Origin of the sequence: Comamonas flocculans (assembly GCF_007954405.1) — a bacterium.
In the GTDB taxonomy this organism is placed as follows: Bacteria; Pseudomonadota; Gammaproteobacteria; order Burkholderiales; family Burkholderiaceae_C; genus Comamonas_C; species Comamonas_C flocculans.
The window spans coordinates 1,907,557-1,929,489 of record NZ_CP042344.1 but is presented as its reverse complement, the minus strand read 5'-3'; the positions used below and the strand labels follow the sequence as shown (position 1 = coordinate 1,929,489).

At 68.9% G+C, this 21,933-nt stretch carries 21 protein-coding genes; 9 read left to right on the top strand and 12 right to left on the bottom strand.

What is annotated here, in order from left to right; genetic code table 11:
- Nucleotides 1-63: 63 nt before the first annotated feature.
- The 5 genes from glyQ to FOZ74_RS09320 all read right to left on the bottom strand — a co-directional run bounded on the left by glyQ (nucleotide 64) and on the right by FOZ74_RS09320 (nucleotide 6,313).
- A complete protein-coding gene (gene glyQ / locus FOZ74_RS09340) occupies nucleotides 64-1,002 on the bottom strand; it encodes a glycine--tRNA ligase subunit alpha (protein WP_146912806.1) in 939 nt (312 codons plus the stop codon).
- A 258-nt stretch (nucleotides 1,003-1,260) separates the two neighbouring features.
- On the bottom strand, nucleotides 1,261-2,655 hold the full coding sequence (gene lpdA / locus FOZ74_RS09335) for a dihydrolipoyl dehydrogenase (RefSeq protein WP_146912805.1): 1,395 nt from the start codon (nucleotides 2,653-2,655) through the stop codon (nucleotides 1,261-1,263).
- Between the two features lie 19 nt (nucleotides 2,656-2,674).
- Nucleotides 2,675-4,027, bottom strand: a complete 1,353-nt coding sequence (locus tag FOZ74_RS09330) for a dihydrolipoamide acetyltransferase family protein (protein WP_146912804.1) — start codon at nucleotides 4,025-4,027, stop codon at nucleotides 2,675-2,677.
- Between the two features lie 3 nt (nucleotides 4,028-4,030).
- On the bottom strand, nucleotides 4,031-5,074 hold the full coding sequence (locus tag FOZ74_RS09325) for an alpha-ketoacid dehydrogenase subunit beta (protein ID WP_186764565.1): 1,044 nt from the start codon (nucleotides 5,072-5,074) through the stop codon (nucleotides 4,031-4,033).
- Nucleotides 5,075-5,077: 3 nt separating this feature from the next.
- Nucleotides 5,078-6,313: a thiamine pyrophosphate-dependent enzyme gene (locus tag FOZ74_RS09320; RefSeq protein ID WP_146912803.1), complete on the bottom strand. Its 1,236-nt coding sequence runs from the start codon at nucleotides 6,311-6,313 to the stop codon at nucleotides 5,078-5,080.
- A gap of 450 nt (nucleotides 6,314-6,763) precedes the next feature.
- On the opposite strand from FOZ74_RS09320, the gene FOZ74_RS09315 reads away from it, so the two are divergent.
- Genes FOZ74_RS09315 through FOZ74_RS09305 form a run of 3 tightly spaced genes read left to right on the top strand, consistent with a single transcriptional unit; the run spans nucleotide 6,764 to nucleotide 7,805 of the window.
- Nucleotides 6,764-7,078 (top strand): ElaB/YgaM/YqjD family protein, encoded by a 315-nt coding sequence (locus FOZ74_RS09315; RefSeq protein ID WP_146912802.1) that lies wholly within the window; start codon nucleotides 6,764-6,766, stop codon nucleotides 7,076-7,078.
- Nucleotides 7,079-7,104: 26 nt separating this feature from the next.
- Nucleotides 7,105-7,503 carry a phage holin family protein gene (locus tag FOZ74_RS09310; protein ID WP_186764564.1) on the top strand — a complete coding sequence of 133 codons (399 nt, stop codon included), beginning with the start codon at nucleotides 7,105-7,107 and terminating at the stop codon, nucleotides 7,501-7,503.
- The gene (locus tag FOZ74_RS09305; protein ID WP_146912801.1) at nucleotides 7,500-7,805 is read left to right on the top strand and encodes a hypothetical protein; all 306 of its coding nucleotides are present in this window, start codon (nucleotides 7,500-7,502) and stop codon (nucleotides 7,803-7,805) included. The genes FOZ74_RS09310 and FOZ74_RS09305 overlap by 4 nt, the downstream gene beginning before the upstream one ends.
- 46 nt (nucleotides 7,806-7,851) lie before the next feature.
- On the opposite strand, the gene fabB is transcribed toward FOZ74_RS09305, so the two are convergent.
- The 5 genes from fabB to FOZ74_RS09280 form a co-directional block, all read right to left on the bottom strand.
- Nucleotides 7,852-9,075, bottom strand: coding sequence for a beta-ketoacyl-ACP synthase I (fabB, locus tag FOZ74_RS09300; RefSeq protein ID WP_146912800.1), 1,224 nt, complete (start codon nucleotides 9,073-9,075; stop codon nucleotides 7,852-7,854).
- A complete protein-coding gene (gene fabA, locus FOZ74_RS09295; protein ID WP_146912799.1) occupies nucleotides 9,072-9,593 on the bottom strand; it encodes a bifunctional 3-hydroxydecanoyl-ACP dehydratase/trans-2-decenoyl-ACP isomerase in 522 nt (173 codons plus the stop codon). The genes fabB and fabA overlap by 4 nt, the downstream gene beginning before the upstream one ends.
- A gap of 60 nt (nucleotides 9,594-9,653) precedes the next feature.
- Nucleotides 9,654-11,192, bottom strand: a complete 1,539-nt coding sequence (lnt, locus tag FOZ74_RS09290; protein WP_146912798.1) for an apolipoprotein N-acyltransferase — start codon at nucleotides 11,190-11,192, stop codon at nucleotides 9,654-9,656.
- A complete protein-coding gene (locus FOZ74_RS09285) occupies nucleotides 11,189-12,079 on the bottom strand; it encodes a CorC family transporter (RefSeq protein ID WP_146912797.1) in 891 nt (296 codons plus the stop codon). The genes lnt and FOZ74_RS09285 overlap by 4 nt, the downstream gene beginning before the upstream one ends.
- A 76-nt stretch (nucleotides 12,080-12,155) precedes the next feature.
- Nucleotides 12,156-12,641 (bottom strand): Lrp/AsnC family transcriptional regulator, encoded by a 486-nt coding sequence (locus FOZ74_RS09280; RefSeq protein WP_146912796.1) that lies wholly within the window; start codon nucleotides 12,639-12,641, stop codon nucleotides 12,156-12,158.
- 173 nt (nucleotides 12,642-12,814) lie between these two features.
- Between FOZ74_RS09280 and hppD the strand changes: the two genes are divergently transcribed.
- Together hppD and phhA are read left to right on the top strand one after the other, a co-directional pair.
- Nucleotides 12,815-13,930, top strand: a complete 1,116-nt coding sequence (hppD, locus tag FOZ74_RS09275) for a 4-hydroxyphenylpyruvate dioxygenase (protein ID WP_146912795.1) — start codon at nucleotides 12,815-12,817, stop codon at nucleotides 13,928-13,930.
- Between the two features lies 1 nt (nucleotide 13,931).
- The gene (gene phhA, locus FOZ74_RS09270) at nucleotides 13,932-14,762 is read left to right on the top strand and encodes a phenylalanine 4-monooxygenase (protein WP_146912794.1); all 831 of its coding nucleotides are present in this window, start codon (nucleotides 13,932-13,934) and stop codon (nucleotides 14,760-14,762) included.
- 132 nt (nucleotides 14,763-14,894) lie between these two features.
- Here the strand turns inward: phhA and FOZ74_RS09265 are convergent, their stop codons facing one another.
- Complete coding sequence (locus tag FOZ74_RS09265) at nucleotides 14,895-15,788, bottom strand: esterase/lipase family protein (RefSeq protein WP_146914153.1); 894 nt, start codon at nucleotides 15,786-15,788, stop codon at nucleotides 14,895-14,897.
- A 108-nt stretch (nucleotides 15,789-15,896) separates the two neighbouring features.
- Here FOZ74_RS09265 and FOZ74_RS09260 point away from each other — a divergent pair, with 108 nt between their 5' ends.
- The 4 genes from FOZ74_RS09260 to FOZ74_RS09245 all read left to right on the top strand — a co-directional run bounded on the left by FOZ74_RS09260 (nucleotide 15,897) and on the right by FOZ74_RS09245 (nucleotide 21,216).
- The gene (locus FOZ74_RS09260; RefSeq protein ID WP_146912793.1) at nucleotides 15,897-16,829 is read left to right on the top strand and encodes an MBL fold metallo-hydrolase; all 933 of its coding nucleotides are present in this window, start codon (nucleotides 15,897-15,899) and stop codon (nucleotides 16,827-16,829) included.
- 206 nt (nucleotides 16,830-17,035) lie between these two features.
- Nucleotides 17,036-19,336, top strand: coding sequence for a TonB-dependent receptor (locus FOZ74_RS09255; protein ID WP_146912792.1), 2,301 nt, complete (start codon nucleotides 17,036-17,038; stop codon nucleotides 19,334-19,336).
- A gap of 90 nt (nucleotides 19,337-19,426) precedes the next feature.
- Complete coding sequence (locus FOZ74_RS09250; protein WP_146912791.1) at nucleotides 19,427-20,539, top strand: alpha-hydroxy acid oxidase; 1,113 nt, start codon at nucleotides 19,427-19,429, stop codon at nucleotides 20,537-20,539.
- Nucleotides 20,533-21,216, top strand: coding sequence for a Fe2+-dependent dioxygenase (locus FOZ74_RS09245; protein ID WP_146912790.1), 684 nt, complete (start codon nucleotides 20,533-20,535; stop codon nucleotides 21,214-21,216). The genes FOZ74_RS09250 and FOZ74_RS09245 overlap by 7 nt, the downstream gene beginning before the upstream one ends.
- Nucleotides 21,217-21,341: 125 nt before the next feature.
- On the opposite strand, the gene FOZ74_RS09240 is transcribed toward FOZ74_RS09245, so the two are convergent.
- Complete coding sequence (locus FOZ74_RS09240) at nucleotides 21,342-21,923, bottom strand: DUF3617 domain-containing protein (protein WP_186764563.1); 582 nt, start codon at nucleotides 21,921-21,923, stop codon at nucleotides 21,342-21,344.
- Nucleotides 21,924-21,933: the final 10 nt, after the last annotated feature.

Genomic DNA, 21,933 nt, shown 5'->3' with positions numbered 1-21,933 from the left:
TGCCTGTGCAAGCGCCACTGGCCCCCACCCCTGCCCTCCCCCAGAGGGGGAGGGGGAAAAATATCACGCGGTCTGCTTCTGGCGTTTTTCGCCCGCCTTGGCCAGCTCCGCCAGCACCTCGTCGGCCTGCGCCCTGGCGGCCATCGGAAAGCCCAGGCGCGCGCGGCTGTCCAGATAGCACCTGGCGACGGCGCGCGCCAGATTGCGGATGCGGGCGATGTAGGCGGCGCGCTCGGTCACCGAGATCGCGCCGCGCGCATCCAGCAGGTTGAAGGTGTGCGCGGCCTTGAGCACCTGCTCGTAGGCCGGCAGCGCCAGCGGCACTTGCACCAGGTGCTGGGCCTGCTTCTCGTGCGCATCGAAGGCGGTGAAGAGGAAGGCCGCGTCGGAGTGCTCGAAGTTGTAGGTGGACTGCTCGACCTCGTTCTGGTGGTAGACGTCGCCATAGGTCAATCCGGGCGTCCAGATCAGGTCATAGACCTTGTCCACGCCTTGCAGATACATCGCCAGGCGCTCCAGCCCGTAGGTGATCTCGCCCGTCGCCGGGCGGCACTCGATGCCGCCCACCTGCTGGAAGTAGGTGAACTGCGTCACCTCCATGCCGTTGAGCCAGACCTCCCAGCCCAGGCCCCAGGCGCCGAGCGTGGGGTTTTCCCAGTCGTCCTCGACGAAGCGGATGTCGTTCTTCTTCAGGTCGAACCCCAGCGCCGTCAGGCTGCCCAGGTACAGGTCCAGGATGTTGGCCGGCGCGGGCTTGAGCACCACCTGATACTGATAGTAATGCTGCAGGCGGTTGGGGTTGTCGCCATAGCGCCCGTCCTTGGGCCGGCGGCTGGGCTGGACGTAGGCGGCCTTCCAGGGCTCCGGCCCGAGCGCTCTCAAGAACGTAGCTGTATGCGACGTACCCGCGCCGACTTCCATGTCGTAGGGCTGCAAAAGGGCACAGCCCTGTGCGGCCCAGTAGGTCTGGAGCTGGAGGATGATGTCTTGGAAGGTCTGCATGGCGGTCCAGGGGTGCGGCGAGGGCGCACGCGGAAAGGGGGATTTTAGGGGGTGGGGAGTTTCTCCCCTTGCCTGGGTCGCGGGGGAGAGCTGCCCGGACGTTCTCCCTCGCCCTCTGGCCGGGGCGAGACCCGGCCCGCAGCGCCTGCAGGGCAAATGGTGCTGATTTTTCCAGCGCCGCTGGCCCCCACCCCTGCCCTCCCCCAAAGGGGAAGGGAGAGAGGCAGGGCAGGCGCAGCGCCGCCCGCGGACGATCAATCAGATGTGCAGCGAATGCCCCAGCGCCCGCATCGCAGCTTCCTGCACCGCCTCGCCCAGCGTCGGGTGCGCGTGGATCGTGCCCGCCACGTCCTCCAGCCGCGCGCCCATCTCGATGGACTGCCCGAAGGCCGCCGACAGCTCCGAGACGCTGCGGCCCACCGCATGCCAGCCGATGATGACGTGGTCGCTCTTGCGCGCGAGCACGCGCACGAAGCCGCCCTCGGCGCCCAGGGTCATGGCGCGGCCGTTGGCGGCGAAGGGGAAGCTCGCCTCCACGGTCTCGATGCCGGCGGCGCTGGCCTCCTGCGCGGTCAGGCCGGTGATGACCACCTCGGGGTCGGTAAAGCACACGGCCGGGATGGCCATGGGCTCGAAGCGCCGCGCCTTGCCCGCGATCTGCTCAGCCACGCATTCGCCCTGGGCCATGGCGCGGTGCGCCAGCACGGGTTCGCCGGTCACGTCGCCTATGGCCCAGACGCCCCGCATCGAGGTGGCGCAGTGCGCGTCGATGGCAATGGCGCGGCCGTTCATGGTGAGCTGCAGGCTGTCGATGCCAAAGCCGGTGGCGCGCGGACGACGGCCCACGGCCACCAGTACCTTGTCGGCCGGCAGCGCGAACTCGTCGGCGTTGGCATTGCGCACGTGCACGCCGTTCTTGGCGTCCCAGCCGGCCACGCTGCAGCCCAGGTGCAGCACCACGCCGGCCTTTTTCAGGCTGTCGAGCACGGGCTTGGTCAAGGCTTCGTCGTAGCGCGGCAGGATGTCGGGCGCGGCCTCGACCACGGTGACCTCGGTGCCGAGCTTGCGGTAGGCGAAGCTCAGCTCCAGGCCGATGTAGCCCGCACCGACGACCACCAGCCGCCTGGGCAGCTCGGTGGGCGAGAGCGCGTCGGTCGAGGACCAGATCGCACCGCCAAAGGGCATGCTGGGCAGCGCCACGGGTTCGGAACCGGTGGCAATCAGGAGGTGCTCGCAGCGCACGCGCACCGCTTCGCCCTCGAGCTGCACCACCGCGGTCTTGCCGTCTTCAACCGTGGCCCAGCCCGCCAGCACCTGCACGCCGGCCTTGCGCAGGAGCGCGCCGACGCCCGAGGTCAGGCGCTTGACGATGCCATCCTTCCAGCGCACGGTCTCCGCCAGATCCAGGGTGGGCTCGCTCACGCGTATGCCCATGGGGGAGTTGCCCGCCGCCTGCAGGCGCGCCTGCTCGAAGTCGTGCGCCGCGTGGATCAGCGCCTTGGACGGAATGCAGCCGATGTTCAGGCAGGTGCCGCCCAGGCTCGCGCCCTCGGCCAGCACCGTGGGCACGCCGAGCTGCCCGGCACGGATCGCCGCGACGTAGCCGCCGGGGCCGCCGCCGATGACCAGCAGTTTGGTGGAAATTTCCTTCATGTTCTCTTGCCTCCCGCGGTCATTCGATGAAAAGCAGCGCCGGAGCTTCCAGCAGGCTGCGCACGGCCTGGATGAAGCGCGCCGCATCCATGCCGTCGACCACGCGGTGGTCAAACGATGAGGACAGGTTCATCAGCTGGCGTGCGACCACCTGGCCTTCGCGGATCATCGGGCGCTCGACGATGCGGTTCACGCCGACGATGGCCACCTCGGGGTGGTTGATCACCGGCGTGCTGACCACGCCGCCCAGCGGCCCCAGGCTGGTGAGCGTGATGGTGGAGCCGGACAGCTCCTCGCGCGGCGCCTTGCCGGTGCGCGCGCCTTCGGCAATGCGCACGATGCCGGCCGCGCAGGCCCACAGGTCCATGCCCTCGGCATGGCGCAGCACGGGCACCATCAGGCCGCCGTCGGTCTGCGTGGCCACGCCCAGATGCACCGCCTCGTAGCGCGTGACCACGCCCGCGTCGTCATCGAAACGCGCATTGATCTGCGGGAAGTCGCGCAGCGCCACCACCATGGCACGCACCAGGAAGGGCAGCAGCGTGAGCTTGCCGCGCGTGGCGCCATGCAGCTTGTTCAGGCGGGCGCGCAAGGCTTCGAGTTCGGTGACGTCCACCTCCTCGACGTAGCTGAAGTGCGGGATGCGGCGCTTGGATTCCTGCATCTTCTGCGCGATCTTGCGGCGCAGGCCGATGACCGGAATGTCCTCTTCGCCGTGGCGCTCCACGTAGATGGAGCCACCGGGCGCCGGGGCGCCGCCGCGTGCGGCAAAGGCATCCAGGTCTTCATGCAGGATGCGCCCGGCCGGGCCGCTGCCGGCCACCAGGCGCAGCTCTATGCCCATGTCCAGCGCGCGCTGGCGCACCGAGGGGGCAGCGAGCGGGCGCTCGCCTTCCTTGCGCGTCGCGTGCGGCGCTGCTGCGCGTGCAGGCGCAGCAGCGCTCTTCTTCGATGCGCCGAGTGCCGCAGATGGCGCCGGCGCGGCGGCTCCCTCCCCCTTAGGGGGAGGGTTGGGGTGGGGGCTTGCTGCCGGCGCAGAAACCTTCGCCGCTCCCGCCGGCGCCGCGCCCCCATCCCCGCCTTCCCCCACGGGGGGAAGGGGTGAAGCACCCTCCTTCAGATTGCCTTCGCCCTCGACTTCCAGGCGCACCAGTTCGGCGCCCACGGCGAGCACGTCGCCCACCTTGCCACCGAGCTGCAGCACCTTGCCGTGCATGTGACAGGGCACTTCCACCGAGGCCTTGTCGGTCATGATGTCGGCGATGACCTGGTCCTCGGCGACCGTGTCGCCCTCCTTCACATGCCAGGCGGCGATTTCCACTTCGGCGATGCCCTCGCCGATGTCGGGCACGCGGATGATGTAGATACCCATGGCTCAGACCTCCACTGCGCGCTTGAGGGCGGCGCCGACGCGTGCCGGGCCGGGGAAATAGGCCCATTCCTGGGCATGCGGGTAGGGCGTGTCCCAGCCGCAGACGCGCTCGATCGGCGCCTCCAGGTGGTAGAAGCAGTGCTCCTGCACCAGCGCCGTGAGCTCGGCGCCGAAGCCGCTGGTGCGCGTGGCCTCGTGCACCACCACGCAGCGTCCGGTCTTCCTGACGGAGTTGACGATGGTCTCCAGGTCCAGCGGCCAGATGGAGCGCAGGTCGATGATCTCGGCGTCGATGCCGGTGTCGATCGCGGCGCGCTCGGCCACCCAGACCATGGTGCCGTAGGTCAGCACCGTCACCGCCTTGCCGGGACGGAACACCGCGGCGCTCTCCAGCGGCACCTTGTAGTAGCCCTCGGGCACCTTGCCCATGTCGTGTTTGGACCAGGGCACGACCGGCTGGTCGTGGCGGCCATCGAACGGCCCGTTGTACAGGCGCTTGGGCTCGAGGAAGACGACCGGGTCCTCGCTCTCGATGGAGGCGATCAACAGGCCCTTGGCGTCATAGGGGTTGCTCGGCATCACCGTGCGGATGCCGCAGATGTGGGTGAACACCGCCTCGGGGCTCTGGCTGTGCGTCTGTCCACCGTAGATGCCGCCGCCGCAGGGCATGCGGATCACCATGGGCGCGGCGAAGTCGCCGGCCGAGCGGTGGCGCAGGCGTGCGACCTCGGAGACGATCTGGTCCATGGCCGGGTAGAAGTAGTCGGCAAACTGGATCTCGACCACGGGCTTGAGGCCGTAGGCGGCCATCCCCAGGGCCGTGGCGACGATGCCCGATTCGGAAATCGGCGCATCAAAGCAGCGCGTCTTGCCATACTTGGCCTGCAGGCCTTCGGTGACGCGAAACACCCCGCCGAAGTAGCCCACGTCCTCGCCGTAGACGACCACGTCCTCGTCGCGCCCCATCATCACGTCGTGCGCCGAGCGCAGCGCCTGCACCATGGTCATGGGCACGCTCGCGCCCTGGGTCTGAATGTCGGTACTCATGGCTCAAACCCCCAGTTGCTGGCGCTGCCGGCGCAGGTGCTCCGGCATGTCCTTGAAGACGTCCTCGAACATCGTCGCGGCGCTGGGCACGCGGCCGTCGAGCAGCGTGCCGTAGCTCTCGGCCTCCTTCTGCGCGGCGATGATCTGGGCCTCCAGCTCCTTGCCCATTTCCTCGTGCTGCGCCTCGCTCCATTCGCCGATGCCGATCAGGTGCTGCTTCAGGCGCGCGATCGGGTCGCCCAGGGGGAAGCGCTGCCAGTCGTCGGCCGGACGGTACTTGGAGGGATCGTCCGAGGTGGAATGCGCGCCACCGCGGTAGGTCACCCATTCGATCAGCGTCGCGCCGTGGTTGGTGCGCGCGCGCTCGGCCGCCCACTGCGAGGCGGCGTAGACGGCCAGGAAGTCGTTGCCATCGACGCGCAGCGAAGCCAGGCCCACGCCCACGCCGCGCTGGGCGAAGGTGGTGCCTTCGCCGCCGGCAATCGCCTGGAAGGAGGAAATCGCCCACTGGTTGTTGACCACGTTGATGATGACCGGCGCGCGGTACACATGGGCGAAGGTGAGCGCGGTGTGAAAGTCCGCCTCGGCGGTGGAGCCGTCGCCGATCCAGGCGGAGGCGATCTTGGTGTCGCCCTTGATGGCCGAGGCCATGGCCCAGCCCACGGCCTGGGGCACCTGGGTGGCGAGGTTGCCCGAGGTGGAGAAGAAGCCCGCGCGCTTGTAGGAGTAGAGCACCGGCAGCTGGCGTCCCTTGAGCGGATCGCGCGCGTTGCTCATGAGCTGGCAGATGATCTCTACCAGCGAGATGTCGTCGCGCGAGAGCAGCAGGCCCTGCTGGCGGTAGGTGGGAAAGCACATGTCGCCTTCCTGCAGCGCCTGGGCATGGGCGATCGCGATCGCTTCTTCTCCCAGGCATTGCATGTAGAAGGAGAGCTTTTTCTGGCGCTGCGCGATCTGCATGCGCGCGTCGAACAGGCGCGTCTTGACCATGGCGCGCAAGCCGCGGCGCAGGCGCTCGGGGTGGATGGCCGGCGCCCAGGGGCCCTGGGCCCTGCCCTCGTGGTCGAGCACGCGCACCAGGCTCTTGGCCATGGATGCGGTGGCCGCGGCGGGCACGTCCGGCGCGGGCCGCGGGACTTCGCCCGCTTCGGAGAGCAAAAGATAGGAAAAATCGGTCGTGCCGCCCGGCCGACCCGTGGGCTCAGGTATGTGCAACCTGAGCGCTGCAGGTGAAGTCATCCACTGTCTCCTTGTGCCCATGGTGTCGGGCCGCTTGGGGTGAACAGGACAGAGTGCCAGATCATGGCGCTGCGTCCCTTTGAAGCGCCATGGCGCGGCGGCGATTTTAGGGCAAGGCTGAACAAGCCCTTCGCGCGTCGCGCATCCCAGCCTGCCGCGGCCCGCGGCCTTGCAAATCCTCGCAATAGCTTCGGCTGTTGCTCCGGTTTGCGCCTTGCAGCCCATCCCCATGCCGGGCGCGCGCCATCGCGGGGACTTGTTCAGCCTTGCCTCGGTGGAGCCGCAGGCCTCTTCCCGGTCAAGTTTGCGCCGCCATGGTAGCAGCGCAAGCATCGCGTCAGCTTGCAACGGCAAAGACAGTGCCCTGGCAGTTCGCTAAGATGAAGACCGCTGCAGGGCCGGGCTGCCCGGCTCCGCGGCCGCATTGTTCATTCGAGAAAGGCCCCGCCCATGCCCACCAAGACCAAATCCGAAATCGCCAGCACGACCGAAGGCGAACTCGAGCGCCTGGTTGGCGACCTGCGCGAATTGCTGGCCAGCAAGGAGCTGGACGACATCCCCGCGATCAAGCAGGTGCGCCAGCGCCTGGAAGACGGCGTGCAGAGCGTGCGCGACGCCACGGTGCGCGCCGCCCAGGACACCGCCCAGCGCGCGATGGACGCTGCCCGCGCCGCCGACAGCTACGCCCACGACGAACCCTGGCGCGTGGCGAGCGCCGCACTGGCCGTGGGCGCGCTGGTGGGCTTTCTGCTGGCGCGCCGCTGAGTGCGCCCGCAGACTGTCTGGCACGCATGAACTGGACTGCCCTGCTGGGTCTGGACGGGCTTGCGGCGCACTGGCGCCAACGCCTGAGCGAAGCCGCCGGCGCCGGCCAGGACCGGCTGGCGCTGGCGCGGCTGGAATGGGCCGAGCAGCGCCACTACCTGTGGCGGCTGGCGCTGCTGCTGGTGCTGCTGGGCGCGCTGGCGCTGGGCACGTTGCTGTGCCTGTCGCTGGCCGTGCTGGTGCAGTACTGGGACACGCCGCAGCGCAGCGCCGTGGCGTGGCTGCTGGTGCTGGCCTGGGCGCTGGCTTGCGTGGTCTTGCTGCTGGCCTTGTATTTCACCGCGCGCCAGGCGCGCCAGCTGTTTGCCCTCACGCGCCATGAGCTCGCGCAGGACTGGCAGGCCTTGCGGGAGCAACTGCCATGAAGCGGCCCTTGCCCCGTACGGCGCAGCAGCAGCAGCTGATCGACCGCATCACCGCGCAGCGCGCCCGCTGGCGCCAGCGCCGCCAGGACCGCCGAGACCACCGTGCCGGCAACGCCGGCCTGCGTGCGGTGGCCGCCGGCGCGCAGACGTCCGAGCCGCTGCTCGCCCGCGTGAGCGGCTTTGCCCACCAGCATCCGCTGGTCATGGCGGGAGCGCTCGCAGCGCTGGCGGTAGCCGGGCCCCGGCGCCTGGCGCGCTGGGCATCGGTGGTGCTGCCGCTGGTGCTGCAGCTGCGTCGCTGAATGCAATCCTCTTGCCGGCCGATACGCAGGGCCGCAGCGGCAGGGTTCAGGCGCCGTCCCAGCGGCGCAGCACCAGACTGGCGTTGGTGCCGCCAAAGCCGAAACTGTTGGACAGTACGGTGGTGAGCCGTGCGTCCCGCGTGGCGGTGACGAGCGGCATGTCGGCGAGCTGCGGGTCGGGCGTATCGACGTTGATCGAGCCGGCAACGAAGCCGCCCTGCAGCATCAGCATGCAATAGATGGCCTCCTGCACGCCGGTCGCGCCCAGCGAGTGGCCGGTGAGCGACTTGGTGCTGGAAAACGGCGGCACGCTGTCGCCAAACACCGCCTGCATCGCCCGCACTTCCTGCATGTCGCCCACGGGCGTCGAGGTACCGTGGGTGTTGATGTAGTCGATGGGGCCGTCGAGCCCCGCGATCGCCTGGCGCATGCAGGCCATCGCGCCCTCGCCGGAGGGGGCGACCATGTCCTCGCCATCGCTCGTGGCGCCGAAGCCGACGAGCTCGGCATAGATGGTGGCGCCGCGCGCCCGGGCATGTTCCAGGCTTTCGAGCACCACCGCGCCGCCGCCCCCGGCGATGACGAAGCCGTCGCGCTCGGCGTCGTAGGCGCGCGAGGCCTTTTGCGGCGTGGCGTTGTACTTGCTGGACATTGCGCCCATGCCGTCAAACAGCATGGCCATGCCCCAGGAGAGCTCTTCGCCGCCGCCGGCGAACACCACGTCCTGCTGGCCCCAGGCAATCTGCTGCGCCGCCGCGCCCATGCAGTGCGCCGAGGTGGAACAGGCCGAGGTGATGGAGTAGTTGATGCCCTTGACCTTGAAGTTGGTGGCCAGGCACGCCGAGACGGTGGAGCTCATGCAGCGCGTGACCTGATAGGGGCCGACGCGCCGTATGCCCTTGCTGCGCAGCGTATCGGCCGCCTCGATCTGGTTGGCGGGCGAGCCCCCGCCCGAACCCATGATGAGGCCGGTGCGCGGGTGGCTGACCTCGGACGGGGCGAGCCCCGCCTGGGCGATGGCGTCCTGCAGCGCAATCTGCGCATAGGCCGCGGCTTCGCCCATGAAGCGCAACTGCTTGCGGTCGATGCGCGCTTCGATGTCGATGTGCGGCACGCCCGCCACCTGGCTGCGCAGGCCCAGCTCGGCGAACTCGGGCACTGCCTCGATGCCGCTGCGGCCTTCGCGCAGCGCCGCTTCCACCGTCTTGAGGTCGTTGCCGATGCACGAGACGATGCCCGCGCCGGTGATGACCACCCGCTTCCTGTTCATGCCGCGTCCTTGCTGCCCTCTTCGCGCAGGAACAAGCCGACGCGCAGATCGTGGGCCACGTAGATTTCCTTGCCGTCGGCCAGCAGCCGCGCATCGCCTATGGCCATGTGCAGCTTACGCCGTATCACCCGCTTGATGTCGATCTCGTAGGTGACCAGCTTCACCTCCGGCCCGACCTCGCCGGTGAACTTGACCTCGCCCGCGCCCAGGGCGCGCCCGCGCCCGGGCAGGCGCAGCCAGGTCAGGTAGAAGCCGATGAGCTGCCACATCGCATCGAGCCCCAGACAGCCGGGCATGACCGGGTCGCCGCGAAAGTGGCATTCGAAGAACCACAGATCGGGACGCACGTCCAGTTCCGCCACGATCCTGCCCTGGTTGTGGATGCCGCCGTCCTGGTCGATGGTGGTGATGCGGTCGAACATCAGCATCGGCGGCAGCGGCAGGCGCCCGGCGTCGGGGCCGAACAGGCGCCCTTCGCCCGAGGCAATGAGCTGGTCGTAGGAAAAGGATTCGGCCATGTAGGTGCTTGCTTCTCAGGCAGCGCGCCACGTGGGCGGCGCGCGTGGACAAAAAGAGGATTATCCGTTGTTGCGCCGAGGCTGCATCAGCGCGGCGGCCAGCAGCACCAGCAGCGCCGCGATCCACAGCGGCGCCAGGCCCCAGCGGCCCGCCCAGCGGGCATAAGGCGTGCCAGGCCCGTCCACGCCGCGCACGCGCGCCTGCAGCACCGCGCGCTCGAAGGGCGCCAGCAAGGCCTGCACCTGCCCGTGGTGGTCGATGACCGCGGTCATGCCGGTGTTGGTGGCGCGCACCATGGGCCGCGCGAACTCCAGCGCGCGCATGCGGCTGATGGCCAGGTGCTGCTCCAGTGCCAGCGTGTCGCCGAACCAGGCGATGTTGCTCAGGTTGACCATCAGGGTGGGCGCCTGGCGCGCATCGGCAAAGCGCAGCGCCAGCTCTTCACCGAACAGGTCTTCATAGCAGATGTTGGGAGCGATGCGCTCGCCCGCGAAGGCAAAGGGCGGCTGGGGCGCCGCACCGCGGTTGAAGTCGCCCAGCGGAATGTGCAGCAGCGCCGTGAACCAGCGAAACAGCGGCGGGATGAACTCGCCAAACGGCACCAGGTGGTGCTTGTCGTAACGGTAGGGCGCGCCCTGGCCCGCGGCGTAGCCGAGCACCGAATTGGTATAGCCGGCGGCCGGGGTGCCCAGCGGCATGCCCAGCAACAGCGCCTGGCCGCCCTGGCGGTAGCGCTGGCTGATGCGCGCGAGATAACCCGGCTCCAGGTCGTCGGGCAGCAGCGGAATGGCGGTCTCGGGCGCGACCACCAGCTGCGCCGTCTGCGCCTGCATCTGCTGGCCGTACCAGGCGAGCGCCAGCGGCACGCCGCTGCCGGGCTGGAATTTTTCGTCCTGCGGGATGTTGCCCTGCAACAGCGCCAGGCTGAGCGGGGCATGCACCTGCATCCGGGCAAGCACCGCTTGCTGCCACTGCGCCGCGCCCAGCCCCGCGGCCGCCAGCAGCGCGGCCGTGATCCAGGCGGATGCGCGCAACAGGTCGGCGCGGCGCAGCTGGGCGAGCAGCGCGGCCAGCAGCGCCGCCACCAGCCCGACGCCATAGACGCCGATGAGCGGCGCCAGCGGCGCCAGCGGCCCGTCCAGGTGCGCATAGCCGCCGGCGCCCCAGGGAAAGCCGGTCCACCACTGCCCGCGCGCAAGTTCGGCCAGCAGCCACAAGAATGCAAAAATGGGAGCTGCCAGCGCCCGCTGGATATGCGCAAAACGCCAAAAACACCATGAACCCATGGCGTAGTAGCCGCCAAGAAACGCCGCCAGCGCCAGCACCGCCAGCGCCGCCAGCGGCGCGGCCAGGCCGCCATAGGTGTGCAGCGAGACGAACAGCCACCAGAAGGTGGCGGCCAGCCAGGTGGTGGCAAACAGCCAGCCAGTGAGCGCCGCCGCGCGGGCGCTGGCCGCCGTGCGCAGCAGCCACGCCAGCACCGCGAGCGAGGCGATCTGCAGCCACCACAGCGGCGCGCCACTGCCCGGCAGCGCAATCGATGCCGCCTGGGCCAGCCCGGCCAGCAGCGCGGCGAGCGGGCGCGCCGCTGCGCTCAGTTGTGCGCTCCCGCGGGCGGCTCGCCCTCGGGCAGGCGCATGACCTTGAACCAGCGCACCGCGCCGCCCTTGTTGTGCAGCACGGTGAAGTGCAGGCAGCCCAGGGAGAGCGATTCCCCCCGCCCCGGCGTATGGCCCATGGCGTGGGCGATCAGGCCGCCTATGGTGTCGAAGTGCTCGAGCTCTTCGGAGCTGCCCAGGTCGCAGTCGAACTCGTCGGCCACGCGCTCGATGGGGGTGTCGCCGCTGACGCGCCAGGTGTCGTCGGCCAGCGCGAAGATGTCGCCCTCGGGCTCGTCCTCGGCGTCGAACTCGTCCTCGATCTCGCCGACGATCTGCTCGATCACGTCCTCGAAGGTGACCAGGCCGGCGGTGCGCCCGAACTCGTCGACGACGATGGCCATGTGGTTGCGCGTGGCGCGAAATTCGCGCAGCAGCGCCTGCAGGTCCTTGTTCTCGGGCACGAAGAGCGCGGGCCGCACGAGGGTGCGCAGGCTCAGCTCGGGCGCGCGCTGCAGCTTGAGCAGGTCCTTGGCCAGCAGGATGCCGATGATGTTCTCGCGCCCGCCCTGCACCACCGGAAAGCGCGAATGCGCGGTGCGTATCACTTCGTTGACCAATTCCTGCGGCCCGGTGTCGATATCCAGCACGTCCATGCGCGGGGCGGCCACCAGCACGTCGGCGGCGGTCATGTCGGCCATCTGCAGCACGCGTTCGAGCATCACGCGCGAGTCGGTGTGGATGACGGCGTTGTCCTCGGCCTCGGCCAGGGTGGCGATCAGTTCGTCGGTGGTTTCGGGGCGCGGGTGCAGGAACTCCGCCAGGCGCTGCAGGAGCGTGCGCTTGTCTTCCTTTTCAGAGGCGCGCGCAGGGTTGGGATCGGACACGTGGGGCGTGCGAAAGTGGCTGAAGGGCCAAGGATAGCGGATTGCCCGGCGCCCCCCCTTTGCACGGCGCGGCGCGCTACACCGGCATGGCGGTGGTGCTCTTGACGGTGTCGAGCACGAAGCTGGTCTTGCAATCCTGCACGCTCGGGTGCTTGAGCAGAGTTTCGAGCACGAAGCGGCTGTAGTGCGCCATGTCGCGCACCACCACGCGCAGCACGTAGTCCATCTCGCCGGTGAGCGAGACGCACTCGACCACCTCGGGCCAGGTCTGCACCGCCGCGCGGAACGCGTCCATGGGGCTGCGCTTGTGCACGTCGGTGTTCTTCTCGAGCCGCACCGTCAGATAGGCGGCGAGCTGCAGGCCCACGGCCTGGGGGCGCACCAGCGCCACGTAGCGCCCGATGGTGCCGCTGTCCTCCAGGCGCTTGACCCGGCGCAGCACCGCGCTGGCCGACAGGCCCACCTGCTCGCCCATCACCTCGTAGGTCTCGCGGCCGTTGTCCTGCAGGCGGCGCAGGATGGCGCGGTCGAGCTTGTCCAGGGCGGGGGCGGAATCGGTCATGGCCATCCTTCAGACGCATGCTGCGCAATGTGTTGATTTTGCGCAATTTTCCTGTGCGCAGCGGCGGGCAACTATCGATATTCGCACGAATACTGAGCGCCCGGGAACCTACAGTTGCAAAGTTAAGCCCGACTCTGTCAAGCTCTTTCATCAAGCAATTCCAGGAGACCCGCATGACCGCCGCCATCCCCGCATCCACCGCCCGCGAAGCCGCCAGCCTCGAAAACCCGATGGGCCTGTGCGGTTTCGAGTTCGTCGAGTTCGCCTCGCCCACGCCGGGCGTGATCGAGCCGCTGTTTGAAAAGCTCGGCTTCTCGCCCGTGGCGCGCCACCGCTCCAAGGACGTGGTGCTGTACCGCCAGGGCGGCATCAACTTCATCCTGAACCGCGAGCCCAAGAGCCAGGCAGCCTACTTCGCCGCCGAGCACGGCCCCTCGGCCTGCGGCATGGCGTTTCGCGTGGAAAGCGCGCCGCGCGCCTACAAGCGGGCACTGGAGCTGGGCGCGCAGCCGATCGACATCCCCACCGGCCCCATGGAGCTGCGCCTGCCCGCGATCAAGGGCATAGGCGGCGCGCCGCTGTACCTGATCGACCGCTTCCGCGACGGCGAATCCATCTACGACATCGACTTCGAATGGCTGCCCGGCGCCGATCCGCACCCGCGCGGCCATGGCCTGAAGGAGATCGACCACCTGACGCACAACGTCTATCGGGGGCGCATGGGCTTCTGGGCCAACTACTACGAGCGCCTGTTCAACTTCCGCGAGATCCGCTACTTCGACATCCAGGGCGAATACACGGGCCTCACCAGCAAGGCCATGACCGCGCCCGACGGCAAGATCCGCATCCCGCTCAATGAAGAGGCCAAGCAGGGCGGCGGCCAGATCGAGGAGTTCCTGATGCAGTTCAACGGCGAGGGCATACAGCACATCGCCATGAGCTGCGACAACCTCACCGAGGTGGTGGATCGCCTGCAGATGGCCGGCATCCCCACGCCGCCCGCGCCCAACCAGGCCTACTACGACATGCTGGCCGAGCGCCTGCCCGGCCACGGCCAGCCGGTGGCCGAGCTGCAGGCGCGCGGCATCCTGCTCGACGGCAGCACCGCCGGCGGCCAGCCGCGCCTGCTGCTGCAGATCTTCTCCACCCCCATCCTCGGGCCGGTGTTCTTCGAATTCATCCAGAGGAAGGGCGACGAGGGCTTTGGCGAAGGCAACTTCAAGGCGCTGTTCGAATCCATCGAGCGCGACCAGGTGCAGCGCGGCGTCGTGGGCCAGAAGGAGGCCTGAGATGGCCGTCCAACCCGTGGTCTACGGCGAGGGCGAGCGCCCGCCGCGCGGCAACTACGCCCGCGCCAACGACGACTACACCTGCGCCCAGGACTGGAGTGCCTACACCGCGCAGGACCACGACACCTACCGGCGCCTGTACGAGCGCCAGACCGCGCAACTGCCGGGCCTGGCCTGCAACGCCTTCATCGAGTCGCTGCCGCATCTGGGCGCCAAGGAGCGCATCCCGCGCTTCGAGGACGTCAACGAGCCGCTGTACAAGGCCACGCGCTGGGAGATCGTGGCCGTGCCCGGGCTGATCCCCGAGGAAGCTTTCTTCGCCCTGCTGGCCGGGCGCAAGTTTCCGGTGACGGACTGGATCCGCAAACCCGAGGAGTTCGAGTACATCGTGGAGCCCGACGTGTTCCACGACCTCTACGGCCACGTGCCCATGCTCTTCAATCCCCAGCTGGCCGACTACGTGCAGCGCTACGGCGAAGGCGGCCTGAAGGCGGCACGCCTGGGCGCCTGCGAGATGCTCTCGCGCCTGTACTGGTACACCATCGAATTCGGCCTGATCCGCGAGGCCGGGGCCTTGCGCGCCTACGGCGCGGGCATTCTGAGTTCGGCCGGCGAGCTGCCCTACTCGGTGAACAGCCCCGAGCCGCAGCGCCGCCCGCTCGATCTGCTGCGCACCATGCGCACGCGCTACAAGATCGACAGCTACCAGCAGACCTACTTCGTCATCGACAGCTTCCAGCAGCTGTTCGACATGACTGAGGGGGACTTCACGCCGCTGTATGCGCAGATGCGCGGCATGCCGGAGTTTGCGGCCAACGCGACCGGGGATTGAGTGTGCCGGCGGCTGGCGCCGCGGGCGGGGTGCGGGGACGAGTGGGTATTTTCTCCCTCTCCCAGAGGGAGAGGGAGAAAACGGCCAGTCGCCCCGGCCAGAGGGCGAGGAAGAAAATGCCAATCCTCGCCCTCACGGCTGCAGCAGATCAAAACACGCCCGCACCACCTGCGGCTCAAAGGCCAGCTGCACATGCCCCACCTCCGTCACCGTGTGCAACTCGGCCCCCGCCAGCACCGCGGCGCCCGGCGGATAGACCACGTTGTCGCAATCGCTGTGCCAGCAGACGAAGCGGGCGCGGCGTTCCGCGGGCTCGCTGGCGGCCAGGGCCTGCAGCCAGGCGCTGGCCGGCCGCATCTGGCGGGCGTTGGCACCCACGCCCCAACGGGCGGCGGGCGTGCCCTGGTGGGGCGTGGCGAGCGTCACCACCCGATGTACCCGCGCATCGGCACCGGGCGTGGCGCGCAGCCAGGCGCGCACCGCCAGGCCACCCATGCTGTGCGCCACCACCAGTGGTGTGCAGCCGGTGGCCTCGGTCACCCCGCGCACGGCCTGCTCCACGGCGGCGGCGTAGGTGTCGATGCCGGCCAGGGGCGGCGCAAGGTTCACCGCCACGCAGGCCCGGCCTTCGCGGCGCAGGCGCCGCAACCAGGGTGTCCAGAACGCACGGTTGCAGCCAAAGCCGTGCACCAGCACCATGCCACGCCCGGGGCGCGAGGACTGCAAACGGTCGGGCTGCGCCTGCATGCGAAAGGGCTGCCACCAGCCGAACACCCGCGCGGCCCATCGGCCCTCGTGCCACCAGGCGCGCAGCCAGGCCGTGGGCGCGGGCGGCATGCCGGCCTGCCGCGCCGCCCGGGCGGCCAGCAGAAACTGCAGGCTCAGCGGCAGGCGCAGCCAGGCGAACAGGCAAACCAGGGTCAGCGCCAAGGCCAGCCAGCCTGCGCGCCAGGCCCAGGCCAGTGCCGCCGCGCACAGCAGCGCCTGCAGCGCCACCGCCAGCTGCTGCCAGCGCGCCACCGTCATGGCGCGCACCCATGGCCATGCTGTCGCCGCGTGGACGACGCAAGGCTGCGCCCTGCACTACAGTGCAACAGGTACCGCCCCGGTCCGACCAACGAGTAGTGATAGCGCATGCCCCAGTCTCCATCGATGCTTTTGCCCGAAATGACCGTGTTCGAGCGCAGCTGGCTCTCGGCCAACAATATCCTCTTTCACGGCCCCGGTGAAACCGCGCTGGTGGACAGCGGCTACCACAGCGACGCCCCGGCAACCGTGGAGCGCGTGGCGCAGGCGCTGGGCGAGCGCCCGCTGCAGCGCCTGCTCAACACCCACCTGCACAGCGACCACTGCGGCGGCAATGCCGCGCTGCAGGCGCGCTGGAGCGGGCTGCACACCGAAATCCCGCCCGACCAGCTCGCCCAGGTGCGCCACTGGGACCCGGTGGCGCTGTCCTATGCGCCCACGGGCCAGTACTGCCCGCCGTTTCGCGCCGATGCGGTGCTGCGCCCGGGCACCCAGACCCTGCTGGGCGGGCGGGCCTGGCAGATCCATGCGGCGCCGGGACACGACCCGCACGCCATCATGCTGTTCGAACCCGAGTCCCGCATCCTGATCTCGGGCGACGCGCTGTGGGAAAACGGCTTCGGCGTGGTCTTTCCCGAGCTGGAGGGCGACAGCGGCTTCGACGAGGTGGGGCAGACGCTGGCGCAGATCGAGCGGCTGGCGCCGGCCACGGTCATACCGGGGCACGGGCGGGTGTTCGACGACGTGGCCGGAGCGCTGGCGCGCGCGCACGGCCGGCTGGCCTTCTTTCGTGCCAACCCGGACAAGCACGCACTGCACGCAGCCAAGGTGCTGCTGGCCTACAAGCTCATGGAGTGGAAGAGCCAGGACGTGGAGACCGCCTTCGCGTGGATGGTGCAGACCGAGTGCTTCCAGGGCGTGAAGCGCCGCTTTTTTGCCGACGCACCCACCCGGCCCTGGTTCGACGCGCTGGTGCTGGCACTGGCCGAAGCCGGAGCGCTGCGCCTGCAGGACGGCGTGCTGCACGACGCCAGCCGCTGAGCCTGAAAACGGCCGTTGGCCGCTGGTAGGTGTCGATCGGGCACCGCCTGTTGCCGGCGCGCCACGTTTTGGTGTCTTTTCCTGCCCAAAAGCGCGTGGCGGCGACTGCAAGCCGCCTTTTTGCCAATCGGGTTGTGAATAAGAGTAATTCTCAATAATAATACGCACACTCTTTCCACTGGCATTTTTTCCTTCCCGAGCCTCCCATGTCCACACGATCCCGCGTCCTGCGCCCTTCCAGTCTTCGTCTTGCCACCCGCATGGCCGCGGGCCTGTCCGCCGCGGCGCTGCTGCCGGTGGCTGCCCACGCACAGGCGGCGGCCACCGGCAGCACCCTGCCGACGGTGACGGTGCAGGAGGAGGCGATAGACCCCAATCCCAACGCCGAAGTGGGCGCGCCCTACAAGGCCAAGACTTCGGCCGACACGCGCCACACCAAGCCGCTGGCCGAGACGCCGGCCACCATCTCCGTCATCACCAAGACGGCGATCGACGATTCGGGCGAGACCGACCTCAAGCAGATCCTCACCTCGCAGCCGGGCATCACCCTGGGCACGGGCGAGAACGGCAACATGTTCGGCGACACCTATTTCATCCGCGGCCAGGCGGCCAAGAGCGATGTCTTCGTCGACGGCCTGCGCGACACCGGCATGACCACGCGCGAGAGCTTTGCCATCGAGCAGGTGGAAATTTCCAAGGGTCCGGACTCCAGCTTCGCCGGACGCGGCACCGCGGGCGGGGCGATCAACGCCATCACCAAGCAGCCCACGCTGGACTACGACTTCACGCGCTTCTCGCTGGGCTTGGGCAGTGGCAAGTACCTGCGCGGCACGGCCGACGCCAACCATGTCTTCACCGACCAGTTCGCGCTGCGCGCCAACGTGCTGTACGGCGACGAGGACGTGCCGGGGCGCTCACCCTCCAGCCGCGAGCGCAAGGGCCTGGCGCTGTCGGGTCTGTGGCAGGCGAGCGACGACCTCTCCGTCACCCTGGACTACTACGGCCTGCGCGCGCGCGACGACCGCCCCGACCTGGGCGGCTGGCTCACCGGCACGGTGCCCAACCGCGTGCCAACGCCCAACGTGCCGGTGTATGCGCAGTCGGAAGACTTCCTGCGCTCGGACGTGGACACCGTCACCGGGCGCATCAAGTACCGCTTCTCGCCCGACGTCAGTCTGACCAGCCTGACGCGCTACGGCACCTCCAGGAACGCCTATGCGATGACCGGCGCCAACAACGGCGCGCTGGACTCGGGCCACAGCCGCTGGCAGAACGTGGACTACTTCGATCACCAGGACAACCTGCGCTGGGACACGGTGATCGCCGACATGGACCACTCCTTCATCTTCGGCTTCGAATACACCGACCACAAGGTGCGGCAAGGCACCTACCAGGCAAGCAACAGCGGGGCCACCAACTGCCAGGTGACGGGGCGCAACGGCACGGCCCCGGGCTACTGCCTGTTCAACCCCGACGGCTCGGTGGTCGGTGACCTGGCCAACCTGGCCGGGCGCAGCTGGTCGCGCCTGGGCAAGAACCTGGACTGGCACGCCAAGACCACCTCGCTGTACGCGATGGACACGGTGGACATCAACGAACGCTGGACGGCCTTCGGCGGCGTGCGCGCCGACGCGCTGCGGCTGTCCATCCAGAGCCATGCCAACTCCGGCGCCAATGCCGGCAACCAGACGGGCGACTACGGCTACAACGACACGCTGCTCAACGGCCACCTGGGCCTGAGCTACAAGATCAGCCCGCAGGGCATGGTCTACGCCAGCTACGCCACCTCGCAGGACGTCAACGGCGGCGAGCCGGACGCAGGCACCAACGCCGGCTACGGCGGCATCGTGCTGGTCAACGGTGCCTATGTGGATTCCAAGCCCGAGCGTTCGCAGAACTTCGAACTCGGCACCAAGTGGAACCTGCTGGACGACAAGCTGCTCTTCACCGCCGCCGCCTTCCAGACCACCAAGTCCGGCGTGATGGAGGCGCTGTCCACCGAGGAGTACGCCACCGAAGGCAGCACCAATACCGGCAAGAACCGGGTGCGCGGCGTGGAGTTCGGCCTGGTGGGCAACATCACGCCAAAGTTCACGGTGCAGGCCGGCGTGTCCTTCATGAAGTCCAAGGTGCTGCAATCCATCATTCCAGGCAACGTCGGCCTGCCGCTGGCCAACTTCGCCAACACCAGCTATTCGCTGCAGGGCAAGTACCAGTTCACGCCCGGCTTCTTCCTGGGCGCGCGCGCACGCCACGACAGCGCCCGCTGCGGCGGCCAGCCCGACACCGGCGCGGCCTACACCAACGGCATGTGCAGCCAGCCGGTGCCCGGCTTCACGGTGTTCGACGTGTTCGGCGGCTACCGCTTCAACAAGCATGCCGCGCTGCGCGTGAACCTGCTCAACGCGGGCAACAAGGACTACTACACCTCGGTCTATCGCGGCGGCTTCTTCCTCTACAAGGGCGACGCGCGCGCCCTGCGCGTGACACTGGACATCGAGCTTTGATGCACTTGCCGACCCCTCTGGCGACGACCTGGTGGGGAAGCGCCCCGGGGTCGGCACCGCGCACCTGAAGCACATGCCCACCCAGCTTACATGACCGTCAGGCCCACGCCGGAGCGCATCCCGCCCGGCATAGCCAACGCGCTCGACTACGAGCGTCTTGCGCCCCAGGCTCTGCCTGCGGGCCATTTTGCGTACATCGCCGGGGGCAGCGGCGAAGACCTCACGGCCCGCGCCAACCGCGCTGCCTTCGGGCACTGGGCCATCCTGCCCCGCGTGCTGCGCGACGTGCGCGCGGGGCACACCCGGCTCACGCTCAACCACGCCAGCCTGCCCCACCCCTTCCTGCTGGCCCCCGTGGCCCACGGGCTGCTGGCCCATCCGCAGGCGGAGCTTGCCAGCGCCCGCGCCGCCCAGGCTGCCGGCGCCTGCCTCGTGGCCAGCACCTTGAGCTCGTGCACGCTGGAAGACATTGCCGCGGCGGCCGGCCCCGAGCGCTGGTTCCAGCTTTACCTGCAGCCAGAGCCGGCCCACACCCTGGACCTGCTGGCGCGCGCCGAAGCCGCGGGCTACCAGGCCATCGTGCTGACGGTGGACGCCAGCCTGCAGATGGCCAGCCGCAGCGCGCTGGCCGCAGGCTTCGTGCTGCCGCGTGAATGCGTGGCCGCCAATCTGATGCGCTACCCGCAAGCCGACCCCACCCCTTTGGCCGAAGGCGAAAGCCGCATCTTCCAGGGCGCGATGCGCCACGCGCCCACCTGGGAGAGCCTGCACTGGCTGCTGGAGCACACCCGCCTGCCGGTCTGGGTCAAGGGCGTGCTGCACCCGGAAGACGCGCAGCGGCTCAGGCAGGCCGGCGCGGCCGGCATCGTCGTCTCCAACCACGGCGGGCGCGGCCTGGACGGCAGCCCCGCCAGCCTGGCCCTGCTGCCCGCGGTGCGCGCGGCCGTCGGGCCCGGCTACCCCGTGCTGTTCGACGGCGGCGTGCGCAGCGGCGCCGACGCCTTCAAGGCGCTGGCCCTGGGCGCGCAGGCCGTGCTGCTCGGGCGGCTGCAGCTTTACGCCCTGGCGGTGGCCGGCGCGCTGGGCGTGGCGCACATGCTGCACTTGCTGAGCGAGGAATTGCAGGCCACCATGGCGCTGGCCGGCTGCGCGCAGCTGTCCGACATCACTCCCGAAACCCTGATGCCCGCACCCCCATGCTGATCACCATAGACCACGTGCTCGCCAAGACCGAAGTACGGCAGCTGCGCCAGGAGCTGGACGCCGCCAGCTGGCAGCCGGGCGCGGCCACCGCCGGCACGCTGGCCCAGGCCGTCAAGCACAACGAGCAGCTTGCCGACGGCAGCGAGCTGGCCGTGCGCCTGGGCCAGCAGATCCTGCGGCGCCTGGCCGCCACGCCGCTGTTCATCAGCGCCGCGCTGCCGCGCACCATCTACCCGCCCAAGTTCAACCGCTACCAGGGCGGCGGCAGCTACGGCGCACACGTCGACAGCGCCTTGATGTTCCTGCCCGGCAGCCAGGAGCAGATGCGCACCGACCTCTCGGCCACGCTGTTCCTGGCCGAACCCGAGGAATACGACGGCGGCGTGCTGGAGGTGGAAGGGCCGTTTGGCGTGCAGGAGGTCAAGCTCCCCGCAGGCGACATGGTGCTCTACCCGTCGAGCAGCCTGCACCGCGTGACCCCGGTCACGCGCGGCGCGCGCGTGGCCTCGTTCTTCTGGATGCAAAGCCTGGTGCAGGACGAAGCCGAACGCACCCTGCTCTTCGATCTGGATCAGAGCGTGCAGCAATTCACGCCCTTGCTGGCGCCGGACGATATGCGGCTGGTGCAGCTCACCGGCGTCTACCACAATCTGCTCAGGCGCTGGGGCAGGCCCTGAATTTGATTGGTCAAAAGCGGCTTTTGCGCTTTGTTGACGTGCGGTTGCAGCTACGGTTTTAGTAGAAAAACAACGGTGCCATGAAGCGCCGCTGCCGATGAGGCTCGAAAGGGCCCATCCGACCGTCAATGCCCATGTTCGCCGTGCGCTTCGGCGCGGCGGCGATCGTCCACCACATTGACCGTGATGCCGTTGGGCAGCACCATGTCCCCCGCGCGCTGCTGCGCCAGGCAAGCACCCAATTTGCGGCCTTCAAACAACATGCGACCGGTATTGTTCATGGGCGTATCGCGGAAGGTGACATTGAACGATCCCTGATAGGCCGTGCGCAAATCACCGGTCAGTTGCATCCGCATCTCCACCAGGTTGTCGTGCACGAAGCAGACGCTGTGAATGTCCCAGCCTCCGCCCGCCTCGGCACTGCGGCGGGTAGTCGTGACTTCGCGGCAGTTCTCCTGCCCTGGCACGATGGCAAACAGCATCACCGGCTCGGCATTGGCATCGGTACACATGCGCACCGTCTGCGGCTGCGCCTTGGCCTGGCCCCGGCGTTTGAGCTGCAGATCATCGCTGCGCAGCGTCACCTCCCACAGGCCGGCTTGGCGCGCGGGCAGAGGTTCACCCGCTTTCGGCTGCGCAGTAGACACGATGCCATGAAGGCTTCCTGCGACGATACCCAGCAGCAAACAGGATCGAAACCAATGCATACTCGAATTC